Origin of the sequence: Butyrivibrio sp. INlla18, from assembly GCF_900103635.1 — a bacterium.
In the GTDB taxonomy this organism is placed as follows: domain Bacteria; phylum Bacillota; class Clostridia; order Lachnospirales; family Lachnospiraceae; genus Butyrivibrio.
On record NZ_FMXK01000003.1, the window covers coordinates 212,368 to 233,934 of the forward strand.

At 40.1% G+C, this 21,567-nt stretch carries 19 protein-coding genes; 13 read left to right on the forward strand and 6 right to left on the reverse strand.

What is annotated here, in order from left to right; genetic code table 11:
- The first annotated feature begins 44 nt into the window (after nt 1–44).
- The 8 genes from BLS24_RS01005 to BLS24_RS01035 all read left to right on the forward strand — a co-directional run bounded on the left by BLS24_RS01005 (nt 45) and on the right by BLS24_RS01035 (nt 5,395).
- The gene (locus tag BLS24_RS01005; protein ID WP_091755259.1) at nt 45–821 is read left to right on the forward strand and encodes a class B sortase; all 777 of its coding nucleotides are present in this window, start codon (nt 45–47) and stop codon (nt 819–821) included.
- Nucleotides 822–987: 166 nt separating this feature from the next.
- A complete protein-coding gene (locus BLS24_RS01010; protein ID WP_091755261.1) occupies nt 988–1,545 on the forward strand; it encodes a CAP domain-containing protein in 558 nt (185 codons plus the stop codon).
- 121 nt (nt 1,546–1,666) lie between these two features.
- Nucleotides 1,667–1,837, forward strand: a complete 171-nt coding sequence (locus BLS24_RS15175) for a hypothetical protein (RefSeq protein WP_161487301.1) — start codon at nt 1,667–1,669, stop codon at nt 1,835–1,837.
- A gap of 18 nt (nt 1,838–1,855) precedes the next feature.
- Complete coding sequence (locus BLS24_RS01015) at nt 1,856–2,197, forward strand: PilZ domain-containing protein (RefSeq protein ID WP_071175808.1); 342 nt, start codon at nt 1,856–1,858, stop codon at nt 2,195–2,197.
- A 107-nt stretch (nt 2,198–2,304) separates the two neighbouring features.
- Nucleotides 2,305–3,489 (forward strand): nucleotide sugar dehydrogenase, encoded by a 1,185-nt coding sequence (locus BLS24_RS01020; RefSeq protein ID WP_091755263.1) that lies wholly within the window; start codon nt 2,305–2,307, stop codon nt 3,487–3,489.
- A 5-nt stretch (nt 3,490–3,494) separates the two neighbouring features.
- A complete protein-coding gene (locus BLS24_RS01025) occupies nt 3,495–4,280 on the forward strand; it encodes a biotin--[acetyl-CoA-carboxylase] ligase (protein ID WP_091755265.1) in 786 nt (261 codons plus the stop codon).
- 129 nt (nt 4,281–4,409) lie between these two features.
- Entirely contained in the window at nt 4,410–4,973 is a 564-nt protein-coding gene (locus BLS24_RS01030) for a biotin transporter BioY (RefSeq protein WP_091755267.1), read from the forward strand.
- Nucleotides 4,970–5,395 (forward strand): DUF1284 domain-containing protein, encoded by a 426-nt coding sequence (locus tag BLS24_RS01035; RefSeq protein ID WP_242872199.1) that lies wholly within the window; start codon nt 4,970–4,972, stop codon nt 5,393–5,395. The genes BLS24_RS01030 and BLS24_RS01035 overlap by 4 nt, the downstream gene beginning before the upstream one ends.
- A 488-nt stretch (nt 5,396–5,883) precedes the next feature.
- Here the strand turns inward: BLS24_RS01035 and BLS24_RS01040 are convergent, their stop codons facing one another.
- From BLS24_RS01040 to rhaD, 3 genes are read right to left on the reverse strand one after another with little or no spacing between them, the layout of a single operon-like run.
- On the reverse strand, nt 5,884–7,305 hold the full coding sequence (locus BLS24_RS01040; RefSeq protein ID WP_091755269.1) for an arabinose isomerase: 1,422 nt from the start codon (nt 7,303–7,305) through the stop codon (nt 5,884–5,886).
- Between the two features lie 36 nt (nt 7,306–7,341).
- On the reverse strand, nt 7,342–8,775 hold the full coding sequence (gene rhaB, locus BLS24_RS01045) for a rhamnulokinase (protein WP_091755271.1): 1,434 nt from the start codon (nt 8,773–8,775) through the stop codon (nt 7,342–7,344).
- Nucleotides 8,776–8,799: 24 nt separating this feature from the next.
- On the reverse strand, nt 8,800–9,675 hold the full coding sequence (rhaD, locus tag BLS24_RS01050) for a rhamnulose-1-phosphate aldolase (RefSeq protein WP_091755273.1): 876 nt from the start codon (nt 9,673–9,675) through the stop codon (nt 8,800–8,802).
- Nucleotides 9,676–9,810: 135 nt separating this feature from the next.
- On the opposite strand from rhaD, the gene BLS24_RS01055 reads away from it, so the two are divergent.
- The 3 genes from BLS24_RS01055 (at nt 9,811) to BLS24_RS01065 (ending at nt 13,506) form a co-directional block, all read left to right on the forward strand.
- The gene (locus BLS24_RS01055; RefSeq protein ID WP_091755275.1) at nt 9,811–10,797 is read left to right on the forward strand and encodes an AraC family transcriptional regulator; all 987 of its coding nucleotides are present in this window, start codon (nt 9,811–9,813) and stop codon (nt 10,795–10,797) included.
- A 1-nt stretch (nt 10,798) separates the two neighbouring features.
- A complete protein-coding gene (nudC, locus tag BLS24_RS01060) occupies nt 10,799–11,686 on the forward strand; it encodes an NAD(+) diphosphatase (RefSeq protein WP_091755277.1) in 888 nt (295 codons plus the stop codon).
- Nucleotides 11,687–11,772: 86 nt separating this feature from the next.
- Nucleotides 11,773–13,506 carry a GGDEF and EAL domain-containing protein gene (locus tag BLS24_RS01065; protein ID WP_091755280.1) on the forward strand — a complete coding sequence of 578 codons (1,734 nt, stop codon included), beginning with the start codon at nt 11,773–11,775 and terminating at the stop codon, nt 13,504–13,506.
- 50 nt (nt 13,507–13,556) lie between these two features.
- On the opposite strand, the gene BLS24_RS01070 is transcribed toward BLS24_RS01065, so the two are convergent.
- The 3 genes from BLS24_RS01070 to BLS24_RS01080 all read right to left on the reverse strand — a co-directional run bounded on the left by BLS24_RS01070 (nt 13,557) and on the right by BLS24_RS01080 (nt 16,445).
- Nucleotides 13,557–13,883, reverse strand: a complete 327-nt coding sequence (locus BLS24_RS01070; RefSeq protein WP_091755282.1) for a hypothetical protein — start codon at nt 13,881–13,883, stop codon at nt 13,557–13,559.
- Between the two features lie 121 nt (nt 13,884–14,004).
- On the reverse strand, nt 14,005–15,333 hold the full coding sequence (gene aroA, locus BLS24_RS01075) for a 3-phosphoshikimate 1-carboxyvinyltransferase (RefSeq protein ID WP_091755284.1): 1,329 nt from the start codon (nt 15,331–15,333) through the stop codon (nt 14,005–14,007).
- A 14-nt stretch (nt 15,334–15,347) separates the two neighbouring features.
- The gene (locus BLS24_RS01080; protein ID WP_091755286.1) at nt 15,348–16,445 is read right to left on the reverse strand and encodes a prephenate dehydrogenase; all 1,098 of its coding nucleotides are present in this window, start codon (nt 16,443–16,445) and stop codon (nt 15,348–15,350) included.
- Between the two features lie 230 nt (nt 16,446–16,675).
- Here BLS24_RS01080 and BLS24_RS01085 point away from each other — a divergent pair, with 230 nt between their 5' ends.
- Nucleotides 16,676–18,766: an elongation factor G gene (locus tag BLS24_RS01085; RefSeq protein WP_091755288.1), complete on the forward strand. Its 2,091-nt coding sequence runs from the start codon at nt 16,676–16,678 to the stop codon at nt 18,764–18,766.
- Between the two features lie 752 nt (nt 18,767–19,518).
- Nucleotides 19,519–21,462: an EAL domain-containing protein gene (locus BLS24_RS01090; RefSeq protein ID WP_091755290.1), complete on the forward strand. Its 1,944-nt coding sequence runs from the start codon at nt 19,519–19,521 to the stop codon at nt 21,460–21,462.
- Nucleotides 21,463–21,567 lie beyond the last annotated feature (105 nt).

Below are 21,567 nucleotides of genomic sequence, written 5' to 3' on the forward strand. Positions count from 1 at the left end.
AATAGATTATAATTAAGGAAACAAGCCATTCGGAGGGGGAATTTATGAATTTTAAAGTAATTCGTAACATTATTATAGTAATATGTCTTGTTGTTATTGCTTATGAAGTGGCCATGATCGGTATCAACAAAATGGAGTATAAAGAGGCTGCTGATGAATATCAGGATCTCGAAAATATCGCTGTTACTTATGTTCCCAAGGAAGATACACCAGAGATAATTGATTATCCGCTGCTTAACGTAGATTTTGATAAGCTATCAAGGATCAACGGCGATATCGTTGCGTGGATATATTTTCCATGCCTTGATATCAGTTATCCTGTGGTAAAAGAAAATGAGATAGACGAGTACCTCTATCTAACATTTGATAAAAATGAGAATAAAGCTGGCTGCATTTTTGAAGATGTGCTTAGTGATGCCAAGTTTTGCGGCTTTCATGATATTGTTTTTGGACATAATATGAAAGATGGCTCAATGTTTGGAAAACTTAAGAAGTTATATCAAAATGATGGAGCAGCTCTTTTGGAAGAGGATCCTTATGTATATGTATATACAAGGGATTATGTGTATCAGTACAGAGTATTTGCGTACGCAATAACTGGTGTTGGAAGTGATGCATATTCAGTAGTTAACAGCACAGATGAGTACAGATCATTTACAGACTATATAAAAACTCATACGTCCTATCCAGTACCTGATGATATCGATCTGACACAGGGAAACAGCATTCTTACCCTTTCTACTTGTAGCGGAGCAGCAGGAAGTAACAAGAGATTTGTTGTACATACAATTAAAGTTTCAGCCTGGGAAATGAATAAGTGAAAATAAAATTTCAATTTAGACTAATTAAGTTTGAAATAAATAAGTGCTTTTTATAAAAAAGTAATGATTACGTTATTGCATAGAAAAAACCATTAAAGTAACATATAGCTAGAAATATGGTTAAACGGATGAACTATGTTCATTTCTTAAACAGGAGAGATAAAAAATGAAAAAGTTTAAGAGTATAGTAGCCGTTATGGTTGCCAGCGTTTTAGCTCTTACATTTGTTGCTTGTGGAGCTGTTAAGGACGGTGCAATCGATGATCAGGCTGCAACAAGAGGTATTCACGAAGGTGAAGGCGAAATATGGATTGATGATGAGGCCATTGCTCTTGCAGGATCTGCTTCATCTAGCCAGGCTTGTCTTGATGCTTGCACTGCTGTATTTAATCTTATGAATCAGCAGAGGACAGCTCAGGGACTTTCAGCTTTGGTTTGGAGCGATGCTCTTACAAACGCAGCTCAGGTTCGTGCAAACGAGATCACAACTTCATTCTCACATACAAGACCTAATGGTTCAGCTTTCTGGACTGTTGATAGTAATGTTCAGTACGGTGAGAACCTTGCTAAGTTGTATCAGTCAGCTGACAGCGTATATGCAGCTTGGATGAATTCTCCAACACACGCAGCTAATATCATGGATGGCGGATACAAAACAGTAGGTATCGCTATTTGCCAGACTGGTGATGGAAGTTGGTATTGGGCTCAGGAATTCGGATACTAATTTGAACTTTGTAGCACAGCGATTAGTTTTTTGTCGCTGTGCTATTTTTTTCTTTATATGAAAAACCGTGATATAATGTATGTACAGAGTAAGTGTTTGCTTTTATCAGGAGGTGCTTTTTATGTTTGGAAAATCATCAAAAGATATCTATGTAAACAAGGAAACAACACCTATTTCTGTTTCTGGAGCTAATGACAATCCTTATATGCAGGAATTGCTCAGAGGCGAAGAGAAACGCCGTGTTAAACATGGTGATGATGTTTACTATCGTCAGAACGGCTACATCAAATAATTGAATACGGGGGCTAGTATGGAAGAAAGAAGAAAAGGAAGAAGACTTGATCTTACTGGTGAGATCATCATTAAGGAGCTTGGTGGTGACGCAGAAGCTGTAGATATCAAGATTACAGATGCTTCTACAGAAGGGCTTGGTTTTATTTCTGACAAACAGCTTGTTATTGGGGATAATTATGAAGCTAATCTGACAATATGGACCAAAGAAGTTCTCCATGTGTTTGTTCAGATAGTTCGTGCTGAAAAGCGTGATGATGGATTCCACTATGGCGGAATGTTTGTTGGTATGCCTGAAGACGTAAAGGTTAGGATCAAGGTCTTTGAAACAGTAGAAGAAGAAAAGGCAAAACAGAACTAACTATAATTTGATTATAAGGGCTTCTATGCGCTTATGAAGGTAGTGCATAGAAGCTTTTTTTGTGGTAGAATTTCTTTATTATTTTGATTTCAAGAGGTATATAAAAAATGAAAATTGCAGTTGTTGGAACAGGCTACGTAGGTCTTTCCAATTCAATATTGTTATCACAGTTTAACGATGTTACAGCAGTTGACGTTATCCAGGAGAAGGTTGACATGGTCAACGACAAGATTTCGCCTATCGTTGACAAAGAAATAGAGGAGTACCTCAAAAAGGACAATCTCAGATTATATGCTACAACAGATGCTTCATCTGCCTATGCTGATGCTGATTTTGTTATCGTTTCAACTCCTACAAACTATGATGAGAAGCTTAACTATTTTGATACATCATCAGTTCTGAGCGTTGTAGATCAGGTTAGAAAAGAGAATCCTGACGCATATATCGTTATCAAGTCAACAATCCCTGTAGGATATACAGAAGAACTTATGGAGGAGTATCATACAGATCACATCATGTTCTCACCAGAGTTTTTAAGAGAAGGACATGCTCTTTATGATAACCTTTATCCATCAAGAATCATTGTTGGTTACAATACTGATAGTGAAGAGGCAAGCGAGAAGGCAAGACTTTTTGCAGGCTTATTGAAGCAGGGAGCAATAAAAGAAGACGTACAGACTCTTTTCATGAATACTACAGAGGCAGAGTGCGTTAAGCTCTTTGCTAATACATATCTTGCTCTTAGAGTATCATACTTCAACGAACTTGATACCTATGCTGAGGTTAGAGGCCTTAACACCAAGAATATCATTGAAGGTGTTTGCCTTGACCCTAGAATTGGCGACTTCTATAACAATCCATCCTTTGGATATGGCGGATATTGCCTTCCTAAGGATACCAAGCAGCTTCTTGCAAATTATGAGGATGTTCCAAATAACCTTATTACTGCGATCGTTGATGCTAACAGAACTAGAAAAGACTTTATCGCTGACAGAATCTGGGCTCTTAAGCCAAAGAAAGTCGGCGTATACAGACTTACAATGAAGGCTGGTTCAGACAACTTCAGACAGTCAGCCATTCAGGGTATCATGAAGAGGATCAAATCAAGGGGAATCGAGTGCGTAGTATACGAGCCAACCCTCAAGGATGATGATTTCTTTAATTCTAAGGTTGAAAGAGATATCGAAAAGTTCAAGAAGGAGTGCGACTACATCATTGCAAACCGCCTCACACCAGAACTTGAAGATGTTGTAGACAAAGTATATACAAGAGATCTTTTTGGTAACGAATAATTACTATGAATTCTAAAGATAAAGTTCTTGAAATCTTAAATTCAAATAAGGACAGATATATATCAGGAGAGAGCATTGCCTCTCTCCTTGGTATTTCTAGAAATGCCATTTGGAAAGCTATAAATGAGCTTAGGAAAAGTGGCTATGAGATAGAAGCTGTCAGCAATAAAGGGTACAGACTTGCTCTTGAAAAAGATATTTTATCTGCAGGGGGCATCCTGTCTTATCTAAATGAAGATATTGCCGCTATCTATCAGGATGGCAGCAATATGATCCATATCTTCGATACCACAACTTCTACCAATAGAATAGCAAAAGAGCTGGCTATTGCCGGTAACTGTCATGGAACACTGGTAGTTTCGGCTAGACAAACTAGCGGCAAAGGAAGAAGAAATCACAGCTTCTTTTCGCCAGAAGGAGGTCTGTACTTCAGTGTGATATTGTCACCTGACAGGATCTCTTACAAGACCCCTGATGAGATCACAACCTTTATTGGTAATTCAGTTTGTGACGCTATCGAGAATACCTGTAGTATCAGACCTAGGCTAAAGCCCATAAATGATCTTTTTATTGGGGATAAAAAAGTCTGCGGTATTCTTACAGAGGCTGGAACAGAATTTGAAACGGGCCTTGTTCAGTGGATAGTAGTAGGTATAGGTATTAACTTTGACTCTGATATAGACTCTTTTCCCGATGATATAAAAGATAAGGCAATAAGCCTATTTGAGCCAGGTAAAGCTACTATAACCAAAAATCAGCTGGTTGCTGCTATAGTTAATAAGATAATTTGAAGTCATGGCTATTCAAGCATGACTTTTTTCTTGGATTAATCGTCAACTAAAAGAATTAATAAGTTGACAATCTGGGTTGTGAGTGATAATAATATACAAGACTAATAAATTTAGGAGACTAGATGAGACATGGAAAAAGAAAAAATCGTAACAAGACAGACAACTAATGTTAAGGATATCTGTTATATTGCCATTTTTACAGCTATCATTGCAATCATGGCGCAGATATCTATACCACTTCCTGCAGGTGTTCCACTTACACTTCAGACCCTTGCTGTACCTCTTGCAGGTATCATATTAGGAGCCAAAAGAGGAACATTATCTACTCTTGTATATATCCTTCTTGCAATGGTTGGTGTTCCTGTCCTTGCGGGACTTTCTGGCGGCATTGGAGTGGTTTTTGGAATGACAGGTGGATTCATTCTTTCATTCCCAATTATGGCTCTTATTTCAGGGCTTGTTTCAGATAAAGGAGTTAAGAGTCCTATTTACTGGCTTGGACTTCTTGCTGGCGTTATCATCAACTATATTATTGGTACTGTATGGTTTGTGATCGTTGCAGATTCAACATTTGCAGTAGCTTTCGCAGCCTGCGTCCTTCCATTTATTCCAACAGCAGTACTCAAATTCATACTTTCAGGAATCTTGGGAGATACTCTCAAAAAAGCAATGCGTAAGGCAAATCTCTTATGAGTAAAGATATGATAAGACTCCGCCCACATCACCTTCTTTGTACTCAAGGTTATAGCGGAAAAGGCTATTCAGATAACTTCGTATCAAACATGAGCGAAGTAGTAGAGCGCCTTAGAACTAACAAGGATGAGCAGATAGAAATAGTATTTACTACAGATAACCTTTGCAAAAGCTGTCCATCCAAGCTTTCCGACGGCGTATGTGACTCAGACTCCAAAGTCCTTCACTTCGATAAAGGCGTCATCGATGCCCTGAACCTCACAGAAGGAACTTACCTCTACCAAGAACTCATCTCCAAACTAGACACCTACCTAACCTCCGGCCAGGACGATGAGCTCCTTAGGAACATATGCGGCGACTGCAACTGGTACCCCGTCAGCGCCTGCTGGAAAAACATCAAATCTAGAAAATACATATTATAAAAACAATTATTAAAAAAACATTTTCAAACAAAAAAGAACCGCCATTGTCTATCTTAAATTAAAAGTAAACATTGGCGGTTTTATTCTTTTATACTATTTATTTTTTATCACTCAACAATAGCATTTATTTAATTAGTTATTTAGACTAAGACATCCCTTTTTCTATTTACAGTATCATCTTAGCTAATCTAAGCATTTTCTTTATTACTAATTATTGCTTTATCAGAAAGATTATCATCCCAGAACAGTAAGATAAGTGAAAAGTCATATCTATGCTGGTTTTGGGAGTGTGAAGTTTTGGATTTGCACGATTTCAAAAAACGCTCTACGAAATACGTTTTAGTAGCATTTGAAGCGTTTTTTGACGAGGGCAAACCAAAACTTCACACCCCAAAATCTCAACGACAATGAAACTTTTCCCCTTATCTTACGTCCGGTATCACAACCTTCCGGGAAACCAATACCTTCCGGTATCACAACCTCTCGGCTTATCTACAAACAACCTCTACCGGGATGCCAAGAATCTTGGCTACCTTAAGGATGGTGTCAGTGTGACGTCCTACTGCTGCAGCCATGTGGTGAGTTGGGCCTGCTTCACTCCAACGATTTACAAATTCACGAGCGCTGATAGAGAACTTTGTACGCATGTTTGTGTCTCCAAAAGTGAAGATAGGTCCTGGCTGGTTCTCACCCTCAGCTACGATAAATTTGAAGTTTCCATCCTTGTCCTGTGTGATAGCAAGATATGTGATATCACCTGTAGGAGGATAGAACTGTGTAAGATATCCACCACCAACTTTGCCGTGGAATACCTTTACGATCTTCATTGTTGGCTTGTGAGCAAGAGAGATGTCTGCATCACCTGATCCTGAATGTCCGATTATGCAAATATCCTCATTAAAGTCGATTGAGTACATCTCTGAGAGCTGACCAGTTCCAGCGATGGTCTTAAGGATAGACATTGCCATAGCAACCTTCATGTCACCCTCTACAGCACAAGCTGTACCCTGTTTGATGAGCATTGAGAATGCTGGGATAAGCATTGAATCAAGGACACCTGCCTGGCCCTGAGCTTTACCTGCATAGTGGGAAGCAACAAGGGCGATATCCTCATCCTTTACCCACTGCTCAAAGGCAAGTACATACTTAGCCATTTCCCAAACTTCTTCGATAGAACCACCACCTTCGATCTCGAAGGTATCAAGGATATCTTGAGCCTTAGCGCGGATAGCAGCTTCATCAGTGATGTTATCAGCAATACACCACATATCCTCCCAGTCAAATTGCTTGGTATAAAGACCCATTCTGTTGTAGAGGTTTGTTTCATCAATATAAAGGTCCATCATTCCAGGGTATGGACGACCAACCTGAGCGATGTTTGTCTGGCGGAATCTTCTTCTTACCTGTGCAGCTTTGCACCAGTCCTCGATCTCGTGAGCAACACCTTCATCGCCGCCTTCAACAACGCCTGTGATAACAGCATGTCTTTTACCAGCTCTTTCAAGGTCAGCTACAGCCTCACCTACAGCGCCGCAGGCATAGAGCTCACCAAGCCATGTAGCGATATCTGTGTTCTCATAATCTGGAGCAAGCTTCTTCTGAACGTTAACAACAACTACAGGAACGTCAAGGTCTCTGATAGCTGGAAGAACATTGTAAGAAGTAGCGTATGTGAGCATCTGAAGGAAAACAAGGTCAACGTCAGCTGCTCTGAACTTGTCACCAGCTGCCATAGCCTGTTCCTTAGTTGTAACAAGACCTCCGTCAATGATCTCTACTGTATCTGGAAGAGTCTTTTTGAAAGCGTCGTACTGAGCGTTAAACTCAGGTACTAACTGTGGAAACTGTGGAAGATATGCACCAAGTGCAATTGAAAATACCCCAACTTTAGCTTTTGTATTTACTAACATAAGTAGTCCTTTCTTCCGCTTATGGCGGAAATGATTTTATTTAAATGTTTTTACCCCAAAAGAATCAAATACGCAGGACCTAAAATCCTTAAGATCCTTAAATTCACCGGCTGCGATCATCTGGGCACCGAGATTGCCGATAGCAGTAGCTTCGCCAGGGCCAGCAAGAACTGTCTTGCCAGTTGTCTTAGCAGTTAATTCATTGAGCCACTTAGCATTTGATCCGCCACCAACTATGTTGATGGTGTCAAAGTGCTTGCCAGTTAACTGTTCGATCTCTATAGCAGCGTTTTTGTAGCATTCAGCAAGAGATCTGTATATGACTCTTGCAATCTGCCAAGGAGTTTCTGGAACTTCAAGGTTCTTTTCCCAGCATGCGTCCTTGACTTCTCTGATCATGGACTCAGGAGCAAGGAATCTTGAATCGTTGGCATCAACTAGAGAATCAATTGTTTCAAAAGAAGCTTTTTCACACAGGTGAGCGAAACTAAAGTCTTCATCACTTCCTCTTCCTGCAAACTGATAGCCTTCTTCAAGCTCTTTTTTGACAGACTGTATCATCCAAAGCCCCATGATGTTCTTAAGGAAGCGATAACGATGGTCATAGCCGCCTTCATTTGTGAAATTGGCTTTCTCTGCGTCAGGAGTAGTGTTGGCCTTTATAAGTTCGCACCCCATAAGAGACCAGGTACCGGATGAGATGTAAAGCACGTCTTCTGAGTTTGAAGGAACACTCATTACTGCTGAACCTGTATCGTGGGTTGCTGGCAGTACAACCTTTGTATCAAAGCCTACCTGTTCTTTGATGGCAGGAAGGAGACCACCTACAAACGTGCCAGGCATATTCAGCTTATTAAAGAGCTTTTTAGGAAAGCCTAACTTTTCAATTAGTTCATAGTCCCACTCATTTGTTTTAGGATTTACAAGCTGAGTAGTAGAAGCATTTGTGTATTCCTGAAGTTTGTTTCCTGTAAGAAGGAAGTGCAGGTAATCAGGGACCATCAAAAGAGTCTCTGCCTTATCAAGGACTTCAGGCTCTTGACGCTTCATAGCCATGAGCTGATAAATAGTGTTAAATATAGCTTTCTGTATACCAGTTCTAGAATAGAGCTCATTTTGAGGGATGATCTTATATACTTCTTCATCCATCTTTTCAGTTCTTGAGTCTCTGTAGGCATAGCAAGGACCAAGTCTTTGACCATTCTTATCAAGGAGAACGTAGTCAACACCCCAGGTGTCTATACCCATGGACACAGGAATTCTGCCAAGGTCACTGCATTTTTTCATACCCTTTACAACTTCACTAAAGAGCCTTTCTGTATCCCAAACGCGGTGACCATCCTTAATGTCATTTTCATTTGAGAAGCGATAGATCTCTTCTAGAACGATCTTGCCGTTTTCCATATGTGAGAGGATGTGACGGCCTGAAGAAGCACCAATATCAACAGCCAGATAATAATTATTTTCCATTATTATTTATCCTCCTGAAAAGTATTAGTCCTGTGGCATCTCGCCAATCTTGAAGGTATGTCTCTCATAGAGGAACTTCTCATTGATGTTTACTCCAAATGGAGCATTGAGTTCTCTGAACTGCTCAGGAGTTATTGTATTAACCTTTGTATCTGTCATTGATCTTACTTTAACCAAGATCTCAGCAGCCTTTTCTACTGTGTGCATGAGACCAAATGTAAGGTCAAAGTCGTAGCCGCAGCAGAATGCACCGTGGTGAGCCCAAACTGCAATGTCCTTGGTCTTCATGATCTCTGATGTGGCATCACCGATGAGCTTGCCGCCACAGAGCATCCAAGGCACGATGCCGATTCCTTCTGGGAATACGATAGGGCACTCAGTTGCCATCTCGTAGATCTCTCTTGTGAATACTCTTTCATCAAGTGGAAGAACGTAAGTAAGAGCTACCGTGTTAGTAGGGTGGCAGTGATATACCACGCGGATGTTCTCATCTCTGTTCTTTAATACTTCAAGGTTTGCAAGGTGAGTTGGAAGCTCAGATGTTGGGCGTCCACCGTTTACAAGGCCCCAAACCTTCTTGAATCTGTTTCCTTCTTCATTGAGCTGAATGATGCAAACATTAGCTGCAGGGTCAAGTTCGATGTTTCTGAAATATTTGCCAGAACCACTTACCATAAAGAATTCGCCAGCAAGACCTGGGAAGGCAGACTCATCATTTTTCTGCCAACCGATCTCCTGCCAGTCTCCAGAAAAGTTAAAGTCATCCTTTAAAAGATCAACTTCTTCTGCCTTTAAGCGATAGCTTAAGTTTCCGCCGTTTCTTTCGTGCCAGCCCTGATTAAAGCCGTTCATTGCCATTCTTGCATAGCCCTTTAATAGCTCAGAATCTAAAACCTTCATACTTTTTCTCCTATTTATTTCATTAGATATTTCTTTTGATCATAGGGTTATTGTAAAGTGCCTTAATTTGCAGTTATAGGTCTCTATTTGAGAAAATTAACGTCCTTATTTGCAAATCTGTGATAGAATGGGAGCATGGATAAGAAATTACTTAAACAACTTTCTTTAATTACAGATGAGGAAAAAGAGATATTAGCTGGAAGTCAGGATATCAACAGAAGCCTTTATTACAAGAGTGAGGGCTCCATGTCCAAGCAAAATGAGGTTGACGCGTCGCTTCTTTTGGCAAGGGGCAAACTCATCGATATAAGGCCTCATACCAGGTTTATTCATTTTCCAGAGCATACCCATAACTTCGTTGAATTTGTATATATGTGCAGTGGTTCAACCAAGCACATCATAGATGGACAGCGTCTTACTTTGCATGAAGGAGATCTTCTTTTTATGAACCAGCATGCAAGACAGGAGATCCTGCCTGCAGATAAGGATGATATAGCAGTCAACTTTATTATTTTGCCGCAGTTTTTTGACTCCATATTAAATAAGCTTGAGGGGACCTCTAGTGCGCTACTTGACTTTATCATCAGCTGCCTTACAGACAAGGATATGGGCGGTAATTACCTGTATTTTGATGTATCTGGCGTACTTCCTATTCAGAATCTTATGGAAAACCTTATCTGGATCATGCTTACAAGTCCAGGAAACAAACGTACTTTGAGCCAGTCTACTATGGAGCTTTTGTTTCAGAACCTTTTGGACTACGCAGATAGGATACAGGTATCAGGAAGTTCTTATGAGCAAAATCTTATGATCCAGCTACTTAATTACATGGAGAGTGAGTACAAAGACGCTTCGTTATCGGATTTTTCTGAAAGAAACCATATTGACATCTACACAATGAGTCGTATGATCAAGCGAAGAGCAGGTAAAACCTTTAAGGAGCTTTTAATAGAAAAGAAGATGAGTCAGGCCTGTTATCTTTTAAAGAACACTAGCCTTGCAGTAACTGACATTGCGTACTCTGTTGGGTATGAGAATACAAGCTATTTTCACAGGACCTTTAGGGCAATGTATGGAGTAAGCCCAAGGGACTACCGTTTTAACAAGATGAAGGAGACATAAGATGATACAGGACATTAAGCCATACCATTTACATAACGAGTTTATAGCAGGTAAAGAGCCATCAAGTGAAGATATTGTCCTTGTGTTTAGGGACTTTGACGGGGGCAAAGAGATTCTTTTGACCATAAATGATGCTGATAAGGGCATAGCCTTTCCAAGGGTAAAAGATATTGCAGATCTAGAAAAGGATAACCTAAAATACGTGTTCAACGTTGGTGAGGAAGACTTTTATCTATATCAGCCAAATGAACTAACTGACCATATTGCAGATGGATTTTCATTTTGTGCCATGAAGGATGTGAGAAAAGAGTTTCTTTATCCAAGGCACTATGTATATGCCATATTTACAGCTTTTCAGCTTGACGAGTGGTATAAGGTCACAAACTATTGCGGAAAATGCGGAAGCAAAAATGAGGATCATCCAAAAGAAAGAGCTAGAATCTGCCCTAAGTGTGGTAACATCATTTATCCAAGGATCAATCCTGCAGTTATCATAGGTGTTACTGATAAGGAAAAAAATAGGATAGTTCTTACAAAGTATAGAAGGGGATTTGCGTTAAATGCCCTTGTGGCAGGCTTTACTGAGATAGGTGAGACCTTAGAAGAGACAGTTCAGCGCGAAGTAATGGAAGAGATAGGTCTTAAGGTTACAAATGTAAGATACTATAAGTCGCAGCCCTGGGGCATTGCCAGTGACATCTTAGTTGGCTTTTACTGTGATGTTACAGGTGATAGGACTATTACAATGGACGAGTCTGAGCTAAAATACGCAGAGTGGGTAAGCCCTTCTGATATTGAGCTTCAGCCCCTTGATTATAGCCTTACCAATGAAATGATGAGTCTTTTCAAGGAAAAAGGGTACGAGGGCACGATTATTAAAAAAGTATAACTAAAAAGTTCACGTAAAAATGTATGATATAATGTAAATAGTTTCACGAAGTATTGCACGGCGTTTGTCTCGTAGGAGGAAAAACTATGAGGGAAGAATTCTTTGATACTAAGGTGTGCGGCTTGCTTCCAACTAATCTGCCAGGTGGCTTTTTTGTCTATGAGGCTGAAGGAGACGAGCATATCGTCTTTGCAGATTTTAATGTCATAGATCTATTTGGTTGCAATACTTTTGAAGAATTCATGGAGTATGTTGGCGGCTCTTTTACCGGAATGGTCCTTGAAGAGGACATCCAGAAGATAGAGACCCTTATCAAGGCACAGACTATTTTTGGTGAAAAGAGGCACGACTACGTAAGATACAGAATAAGGACAAAGTCTGGTGATATCAGATTTATTGAGGATTTTGGACATTTACTCCATTCTATTAATGGAAAGAGTTATTTTTATGTTTATATTGTAGACGTTGATCAAAACGAATACTTTAACACCAGTAGGAATTCTTTTGCTGAGGCAGAGCTTTTGTATAGAAATAAAGAGACGGATAAGTTAACTGGTCTCTTTACCATGTCCTTCTTTTACCATATTGTTCAGAATATGATGTCTTCACCAGAAGGACGGAGAAAAGACGTAGCCTTTGTCTATTTTGATATCCCTAATTTTAAATTATATAACGAGCGCCTCGGATTTAAGATGGGTGATGAGCTTTTGTGCGATCTAGCAAAAAACATTAAGGATACCTTTAATGGAGCTACTGTTGCCAGGTTTTCAGATGATCACTTTATGGTATGTGCAACAGGCAGTAGGGACGAGATACTGTCAAAGGTAGAGCTTGTGTTTAAAAAGATGCTTCTTTCTGAGGATGTGAACAAGAAGGTAAGGATCAAAGCGGGAATCTATTTTCTTGATGATGTTAGGGCAGAAGTGGGCCTTGCTTGTGATCACGCAAGACTTGCCTGCAATAGCATAAAGGGAAGACATGACCTTAATTACTGCGTTTATGATGATGTTTTGAGAGAAAAACTAAGAAGGCAGCAGTATGTAGTAGATCATATTGAAGAAGCAATACAGAAGGAATATATAAAGGTCTTTTACCAGCCAGTAATAAGAGTAAAGACTGGTGAGATCTGCGGATATGAAGCCCTCGTAAGATGGATAGATCCAAATATTGGAATGCTTAATCCTGGAGATTTCATTGAAACGTTGGAGCAGTTCCACTTGATACATCTTGTGGATACCTTTGTTATGAAGAAGGTCTGCGAGGATTACAAGAAGCTTAAAGATGCCGGGGAGAGCTTGGTTCCTGTTTCTATCAATGTCTCAAGACATGACTTTGAGATATGTGATGTTTTTGAAGCCCTTGAGCAAGCTCGTATTCCATGTGAAATGCCTAGAAATATGCTGGATATAGAGATCACAGAGAGCGCATTCAACGATACTTCAGGACTTGTTAAGAATGAGTGTAAGAGAATAAGAGATAAGGGATATCATATCTGGATAGATGATTTTGGAAGTGGCTATTCATCACTTAATACCATAGCAGACTATGAGTTTGATGTATTAAAGCTTGATCTGGTGTTCCTTAGAAGCTATGACAATAGCCCAAGAACCGGTCAGCTCATGAGCTTTATCTTTAAAGGTGCGGTGGCCCTTGGAGTATCTCCTCTGTGTGAAGGTGTTGAAACAGAGGAACACTACGAGTTCCTTAAAAGTTCTGGATGCGAAAGAGCACAGGGATTTTACTTTGGGAAGCCAATGCCTATGGATGAGACTAGAGAATTTACCAGACAAAAGGGCATAGCTTGGGAAAAAATAGAATAAGAAAACTAAGCATAATAAAAGGACATGGCCAAATGGTCATGTCCTTGTTTTTATTCATTAAACAATGTGTTATTTTCAGCTTCCTTACGGATAGTCTCCATAACTCTTGGATTCTGCATCATCTTGATGGATTCAGAGGCGCATCTGTAGATCATGGCCATCTGTCTTGAATTAGGATCATCGAGATCGCATTTCTTTTCAAGTACTTCAAAATGCTTGATGGCCTTTTCGGCTACACTTCCTGAAATAGCCATACCTTTGCAATAAAGGGTGCCAGTCTCTGGATCATAACGAGACTCTTCATATTTTGTTTGTGCAAAATCGCCTGCGCCCATAGATGCAGCAAGCTGGTTAATTAAATCTGATCTATCAGCCATTTGATACATCCCTTCTTTCTGCTTTTTGTATTTTCAATGACAAATATATTTTATCAAAAAAATATTAATTATGGCGCCGAAAAAAGGAATTTAATAATTAATTTATCAATATAAAAAATACTTAGATAAGGCTTAGCAGGTCGTTAAAAAATGAAGGGTAGGAGATGTTTACGCAGCTCTCATCAAGGATCCTTGTGGTGCCATTTGCAGCAAGAGAAGCAATTGCAAAGCTCATGGCAAGACGGTGGTCGTTGTAGGAGTTGATATCTGCTCCCTGTAAAGGTTTGCCACCGTGGATCACCATTCCGTCATCAGTTGCCTCGATATCGCAGCCCATGGCCTTTAAATTCTCTACAACTGAATTTATTCTGTTAGATTCTTTTACCTTTAATTCTGCGGCATCTTTGATAATGGTCTCAAAGTTTCCGGTAGCAGCAACTACGGCAATTACTGGAATCTCATCTATGAGAGTAGGTATGTCTTTGCCACCAATCTCAAAGATTCCATTTTGATTTCCGTGAAGCTCACTGTATCTTACGACGATGTCTGCTGTAGGCTCGCCGTCTTTTTGGATGTTCTCAAGAGTGATATCAGCACCCATCTGCTTGAAGATAGTGATGATGCCTGACCTTGTTTCATTTATACCAACATGCTTTATAACAAGCTCTGATCCAGGAACTACAAGGGCAGCAGCAATGAAGAAGGCTGCAGATGAGATGTCGCCTGGAACATTTATGCTCATGCCTCTAAGCTCTGTGCCTGGATGCAGGATAGCAGCAGCGCTTCCATCTCTTGCAACTTCATTGTGGATATCTGCACCAAAAGCAGAGAGCATGATCTCTGAGTGATTTCTGGAAAGAGCTGGTTCGTATACAACAGTGTCACCTTCTGCGTAGAGACCAGCAAGTAGAATACAGGATTTTACCTGAGCAGAAGCAACTTTACTTCTGTAGTTTATGCCGTGAAGCTTCTTGCCGCCATTAATGTGAAGAGGAGCACAGTCATTACCCATGATCGAACTGATATCAGAACCCATCTGTGTAAGGGGCTCGATGATTCTTTTCATAGGTCTTTTCTCAATAGATGAATCACCTGTGATATTGCAGTCGAAGGACTGTGCAGCCAGTATACCTGACATAAGTCTTGTGGTAGTTCCGCTGTTTCCAGTAAAAAGAGTTCTAGATGGAGCGGAAAGGCCGTGAAGACCATTTCCATGAACGGTGATCTTGGGCACGCCGTTTGTAGGCCTTATGGTGTGGTCGATGTGGACACCAAGCCTTCTAAAACAGTCAATTGTGGACAGACAGTCCGCACTTTCAAGAAAGCCTGTTATCTCTGTTGTGCCCTTGGCAAGAGCACCAAACATTATACTTCTGTGAGATATAGATTTATCTCCTGGAACATAGACATTACCCTTAAGTGGGTGATGTGCTTTTTCTAATGAAATCATGATATCCTCCGGTATTAGCTGTTTTGAATAGTGTAACCGTTGTCTGTCAGTACTTGGCGTGCATCTGCCTTACCCTGACTGTTGTGGAATTCTATGCGAAGTGTGCCTCGTTCGTATTCTCGATTGTGCACGATTCCAATGTTCTTGATGTTTATAGAATGGTCTGATAAAAGTGTTGCTACCTTAGCGAGATTACCTGGCTTATCTGCAATGTCCACATGAATAGTGAATTGCTGAGGAATAGGACCACTTGAAGTCTCTACAAAGGACTCACGGTAATTCCTGGCATTTCCAAAGAAATCAAGGAGCTTAGCTTCATCATGCTCATCTATAGCAAGCTTGATGTCATAGAGTGAATCTATGTATTTGCTAAGGAGTTCTGAAATGTTAAAAGAGTTAGTGGTGCATATCTGTTGCCACATAACAGGTGAAGAGGAGGAAATTCTGGTAATATCCTTAAATCCGCCTGCCGCAATGGTCTTCATAAGCTGATCCTCTGAGTCGTTGTCGTGAACCAGATTAACTAGTGAAGCTGAGATCACGTGAGGTACGTGGCTTATGGCTGCAGTAATGTAATCATGCTGCAAAAATGGAACAATGATAGGAATTGCACCAATGCTCTTAACAAGGTCTGCGTATTCTGAAAGCTTGTTTTCATCAGTGGCTTCAGTCTTAGTGAGAATGTAGTAGGCATTTTCCAAAAGACTAGCCTTTGAATTGTTAAAACCGATGCGCTCTGTTCCAGCCATTGGATGTCCGCCTATGAACTGTTTTTCAAGTCCTAGCTCTTTTACCTTCTCATGAATGCCGTTCTTGACGCTGCCAATATCAGTGATAAGGGTATCAGCGCCAATAAATGGCCTTAACTTTTCGAGATTATCGTTGTTTATCTCAACAGGAGCGCACAAAAAGATGATGTCGCAGCTGCCAAAGTCACTTCCAATCTCGTAAAGAGGCTTATCGACAATACCTGCTTCATGAGCTGTGTCTACAGTCTCTTTATGAGGTGTATATGCAAGAATATAGGAATCAGGCTGAATATCTTTGATAGCTCTTGCGATGGAACCACCAATAAGCCCAAGGCCTATAAATCCAAATCTTTTAAAAGACATTTTTAAAGACCCCCCTAAAAATCTTATGTTCTAGATATTCACTATAACACTTTAATGTACGAAAATCAATATCGGCACAGGAAACAAAGTGTTCACAATTGTTTGTGCAAAATAAACTATAATACTTGTTTTGATACATGTATTTTAGTAAAATGTACTTATAAGTTTTTTGGGGACCTGTATCATATCTCATACATTTTACCCAAATTAAAGCGACTGGAGGACAAGATATGAACGTTTACACAACTGACAAGATTAGAAACGTGGTACTGCTTGGACATGGTGGCGCTGGTAAGACTACATTAGCAGAGGCGATGGCTTATCTTGCCGGACTTACATCAAGAATGGGGAAGGTAGAAGATGGTAATACTATAAGTGACTTCGACAAAGAAGAGCAGAAACGCCAGTTTTCTATCAGCACCTCTTCAATCCCTCTCGAGTGGGATGGTCACAAGATCAATATTCTGGATACTCCTGGATTCTTTGATTTTGTAGGTGAAGTAGAAGAAGCAATAAGTGTTGCAGATGCAGCTATTATCGTTGTTTCAGGTAAGGCTGGTATCGAGGTTGGAACAGAGAAGGCTTGGGAGCTTTGCGAAAAGTATAAGATTCCTCGCATGGTATTTGTTTCTGATATGGATATTGATACTGTTTCATACAGACAGGTTGTACAGGATATGACCGACAAGTATGGAAAGAAGATGGCTCCTTTCAATTTGCCTATCCGTGAGAACGAGAAGTTCGTTGGATACGTAAATGTTATTCAGGAAAAGGGCTTTAAGTGGGAAGGAAAAGAGGTTGTGGAATGTGAGGTTCCTGATTACAACCAGGCAAACCTTAAGCTTTTCCGTGATACTCTTTTAGAATCAGTAGCTGAGACATCAGAAGAATTTATGGACAGATACTTCAATGGTGATACATTCTCAGAAGCTGAGATAAGAGCTGCAGTACGTGGTAACGTTTGTGACGGAACCATCGTACCTATCGAGATGGGTTCTAGTACTCTTTGTCAGGGTATTTATACACTTCTTGATGATATCGTTAAGTATATGCCTAGCCCAGAAAACCGCAAGATGGCTGGTATCAATACTAATACGAATGAAATCTTCGAAGCTGACTTTGATTTCTCCAAGCCAAAGACAGCCTTCGTATTCAAGACAATGATCGATCCATTCATTGGTAAGTACTCACTTATAAAGGTTCGTTCAGGTGTCTTAAAGCCAGATGATATGATGTTTGTTGCAGGAAAAGACATGGAGGTAAAGATCGGTAAACTCTATGTGCTCCAGGGTAACAAGACAACTGAAGTTCCCGAGCTTCACGCTGGAGACCTGGGCGCTCTTCAGAAGCTTGATGTGGCTACAGGTGATACTCTTTCAACAAAGGCTACACCTATCCAATACGCTAAGATGGACATCTCACAGCCATACACAGCAATGAGATATCATGCACAGAATAAGAGTGATATCGACAAGATCGCGCAGTCACTTGCCAAGATAGCAGCTGAGGATCAGACCATTAGAGTTGTCAATGATTCTGAAAACCGTCAGACACTTCTTTATGGCATGGGCGATATGCATCTTGAAGTTGTTCAGAGTAAGCTTCAGAACGTATACAAAGTTGCGATCGATCTTACAAAGCCAAAGGTAGCATTCAGGGAGACTATCAGAAAGAACTCTGATGTAGAATACAAGTACAAGAAGCAGACTGGTGGACATGGTCAGTATGGACACGTTAAGATGCGTTTCGAACCATCAGGTGATCCAACAACTCCTTATATATTTGATCAGGAAGTAGTAGGAGGAGCTGTTCCAAAGAACTTCTTCCCTGCTGTAGAAAAAGGTATTGCAGAGTCGGTTCTTAGAGGTCCTCTTGCAGCTTATCCTGTAGTTGGTGTTAAGGCAGTTCTTTATGACGGATCTTACCATCCGGTTGATTCTTCAGAAATGGCCTTCAAGGTTGCAGCATCCAACGCCTTCAAGAAGGGCTTCATGGATGCAACGCCAGTACTTCTTGAACCTATAGCTTCACTGAAAGTTACAGTTCCAGATAGCTACACTGGTGACGTAATGGGTGATCTCAATAAGAGAAGGGGACGAGTTCTTGGAATGAATCCTTCCCTCACAGGCAAACAGGTCATCGAGGCAGAAATTCCTATGATGGAACTTTACGGCTACAACACACAGCTTCGTTCCATGACAGGTGGTAGCGGCGAATACGAATATGAATTCATCAGATATGAGCAGGCACCATCCGATGTCCAGAACAAAGAAGTTGCAGAAAGAGCTGAAAAGGTTGCAGCAGCAAACGCAGAAGAATAATTCAAAACCCTCCGGTAAAACGGAGGGTTTTTTATGGCATTTTCATCCCATCCCCGCCCACAGCCTAGGTCCCCACGGGACGCCACCCTATGGCATATTTTTGTTCATCCTTCGGATTTTTATGTTCATGGGGCCTGATTTCATCCTTGAAATTCCTTGAAACAAACTCGTCTTTGAGGCACATTTTTGTCTGTAAAGTTTTGGGTTTGAACGATTTTCAAGGAAACGCCATTTTCTTATGCTCATAAGCAGTTTTTGACACGCATGCGGTTTGCGTTGTTTGAAGCAGGGCGTTAAGAATTTATAATAAGTGGTCACGCCCGCTTTTTGCGGGCTTTGTTAACAGAATAAAGAGACGATCTCTCAAGCTAGCTTGGAGAGTCGTCTCTTTTTCTGTTATTGGAGCGTAGCTCCTATGACCACTTATTATAAATTCCGCCCTGCAAGTTTGCAGCAAGAGCATGCGTATTAAACAAAAACTGCATGAGCATATAGAAAAGTATCGTTTTCTTGATGAGGGCAAAACAAAACTTTACAGCAAAAATGGCATCAAAGACTCAGACAGTGTTTCAAAAACGGAATTTCAAGGATGAAATCAGACCCTCATGAACAAAGAAAAATCCTCAGAGATTCACAAATAATATGCCATAGGGTGGCACCCCGTGGGGCTTAGGCTGTGGGCGGGATGGGATGAAAATTGTTTTTACAAATATTTGTGTATGATTTTCTCTCTTTTGTGTTAAGATAAAAATATGATTGAGGGATTTGTACAATATAATTATATAGGTGAGATAGCAGGACTTCTGATGGCAGAGCTCCTGCTTTTTGTGATGTTTTATACGGAACCTAAGAAGACTTATGGATATAGGTATATTTTGGGTGGCACGGTGTTATCTATAATTGCGTCGATGTTGCAGATGACGATCTTGATGGTAGCTAATAATCCGGCAGCTTTTTATAATAAGATAGTTTTTGCATTTTTGCTGATCGGATTTTTGATCACGTATAATGGCATTTTGTTCTGCATATTTGCCTATGTGAACATGATGTCTATTGTAAGGCGCAGTCAGAGGAAAGAATTCATTATTCTTTATGTAGTTCTTTCTATAATCTATGTTTTAGGTATTATTTTTGAGATAGCTGCCAGTGGACTATATACCTTTGAACTTGATGGAATAGATATCACGCATTTTGTGAGGTACTATATCGCAGCAGGTATGGTCTGTGCTGTGGCCTGCTTTATTGCTACAGTCAACAACAAGAAGGATATCAGCAGACTGATCTGGCACTCAGTATGTCTTTTTGTTCCTTTAGACATGGTGATCCTCATAACTCAGTTTATTACAGTAGGTACCAGTCATTTTGTCTTTTCATCGACAACTTATGTGCCGGTACTAGCTATTGGATTCCTCCTGTTTCACTGTATTCCATATGATGAGCTCACAGGTTGCCAGAGTAAATACGCACTTGATGTTCATCTTGATAAGTATCTTGGAAAAAGGAATATCTATGTGGCATGTGCATATCTTAAAATGCCTGACATTGAGAATATCATCAGCATTGATAATGGTATGATCTACAGAGGCACCTCAATCTTTAGAAAAATCGAAGCCATAAGTGACAAGATAAGGATCTACAAGATAGATGATGAAAAGTATATAAATGTCATTGAAGATGTGGATGACAAGACTGCGCTTGAGTATATAGACAGGCTTCGCGGCGTATTTGAGGCAGCCAAGGTCAATATGGACATTCCATTCAATTATTCTCTGGTTTCAGGTAAGGTAATACCTGAACTGGACAATGTATTAAAGGTCAGACAGTTCTTTGGATTTATAGGGCACAGATTTGAAGAGCAGAACAGCAGTCATTTCTATGTGACTGGGCCTCAGGACTATGATGATTTTGCAGAGCATTATGAGATATCTAAGGTATTAAAGGATATCAAAGCAAGACAGGACATGGAAGATGAGAGAGTTGTTGTTTATGCTCAGCCAATCTACAGCGTAGGAACAGGAACTTTTAGAGTTGCTGAAGCTCTTATGAGACTTAAAGTTGGAGACAGGCTAATTTATCCAGACAGCTTTATATCTATCGCAGAGCAGATGGGTACTATACATGTTCTGACCTGCATTATGCTAACGAAGGTATGCAAAGAGATCAGCATCATCGAGAACTACTATGATTTTGATGCTATTTCTATAAATGTTTCATCAAAAGAACTGTCTCAGGCTAACATGTTTGACGACCTAATGGATATTGTGGGACAGTATGATTTTGATCCTTCAAAGATAAGGCTGGAAGTTACTGAATCAGCAATGTTTGAAGATTTTGATATAGCTACCAAGAACATGAGGGCGCTTACAGATCAGGGAATTCAGTTCTACTTGGACGATTTTGGCACAGGCTATTCATCATTAGAAAGAGTTATGAATTGTCCCTTCAAGACTATCAAGTTTGATAAGACTCTTTTGTATAAAGCTCTTGATGATGACAAGATGGACGATATCGTTACTTATATGATAGAAGTTTTCAAAAAGAACGGCTTTATTACGTTGGTTGAAGGCGTAGAAGATGAATGCCAGAATCAGTATAGCGTTGATCATGGATTTGAGTATGTTCAGGGTTATCATTACGCTAAACCAGAGCCAATAGAAGAGATAAAGAAGTATTTTACAAGGAAGAGCAGTTTCTAAGAGTGAGTTTTGCGACTCATTCTTTTTATGGTCTAGGCTCTTTATCACTTTAACCAATTAGCTTATTAAATTTTATTCCTTGACTTTGTTGGTATGATTGTATAC

What these genes read in the sequence shown, in the direction of transcription:
- BLS24_RS15175 (WP_161487301.1), top strand. Translation starts at nt 1,667, where the DNA reads ATGTTTGGAAAATCATCAAAAGATATCTATGTAAACAAGGAAACAACA.
- BLS24_RS01010 (WP_091755261.1), top strand. Translation starts at nt 988, where the DNA reads ATGAAAAAGTTTAAGAGTATAGTAGCCGTTATGGTTGCCAGCGTTTTA.
- BLS24_RS01065 (WP_091755280.1), top strand. Translation starts at nt 11,773, where the DNA reads ATGAGGGAAGAATTCTTTGATACTAAGGTGTGCGGCTTGCTTCCAACT.
- BLS24_RS01080 (WP_091755286.1), bottom strand. Translation starts at nt 16,445, where the DNA reads ATGTCTTTTAAAAGATTTGGATTTATAGGCCTTGGGCTTATTGGTGGT.
- aroA (WP_091755284.1), bottom strand. Translation starts at nt 15,333, where the DNA reads ATGATTTCATTAGAAAAAGCACATCACCCACTTAAGGGTAATGTCTAT.
- BLS24_RS01090 (WP_091755290.1), top strand. Translation starts at nt 19,519, where the DNA reads ATGATTGAGGGATTTGTACAATATAATTATATAGGTGAGATAGCAGGA.
- rhaB (WP_091755271.1), bottom strand. Translation starts at nt 8,775, where the DNA reads ATGGAAAATAATTATTATCTGGCTGTTGATATTGGTGCTTCTTCAGGC.
- BLS24_RS01035 (WP_242872199.1), top strand. Translation starts at nt 4,970, where the DNA reads ATGAGTAAAGATATGATAAGACTCCGCCCACATCACCTTCTTTGTACT.
- rhaD (WP_091755273.1), bottom strand. Translation starts at nt 9,675, where the DNA reads ATGAAGGTTTTAGATTCTGAGCTATTAAAGGGCTATGCAAGAATGGCA.
- BLS24_RS01070 (WP_091755282.1), bottom strand. Translation starts at nt 13,883, where the DNA reads ATGGCTGATAGATCAGATTTAATTAACCAGCTTGCTGCATCTATGGGC.
- BLS24_RS01015 (WP_071175808.1), top strand. Translation starts at nt 1,856, where the DNA reads ATGGAAGAAAGAAGAAAAGGAAGAAGACTTGATCTTACTGGTGAGATC.
- BLS24_RS01085 (WP_091755288.1), top strand. Translation starts at nt 16,676, where the DNA reads ATGAACGTTTACACAACTGACAAGATTAGAAACGTGGTACTGCTTGGA.
- BLS24_RS01040 (WP_091755269.1), bottom strand. Translation starts at nt 7,305, where the DNA reads ATGTTAGTAAATACAAAAGCTAAAGTTGGGGTATTTTCAATTGCACTT.
- nudC (WP_091755277.1), top strand. Translation starts at nt 10,799, where the DNA reads ATGATACAGGACATTAAGCCATACCATTTACATAACGAGTTTATAGCA.
- BLS24_RS01020 (WP_091755263.1), top strand. Translation starts at nt 2,305, where the DNA reads ATGAAAATTGCAGTTGTTGGAACAGGCTACGTAGGTCTTTCCAATTCA.
- BLS24_RS01030 (WP_091755267.1), top strand. Translation starts at nt 4,410, where the DNA reads ATGGAAAAAGAAAAAATCGTAACAAGACAGACAACTAATGTTAAGGAT.
- BLS24_RS01025 (WP_091755265.1), top strand. Translation starts at nt 3,495, where the DNA reads ATGAATTCTAAAGATAAAGTTCTTGAAATCTTAAATTCAAATAAGGAC.
- BLS24_RS01055 (WP_091755275.1), top strand. Translation starts at nt 9,811, where the DNA reads ATGGATAAGAAATTACTTAAACAACTTTCTTTAATTACAGATGAGGAA.
- BLS24_RS01005 (WP_091755259.1), top strand. Translation starts at nt 45, where the DNA reads ATGAATTTTAAAGTAATTCGTAACATTATTATAGTAATATGTCTTGTT.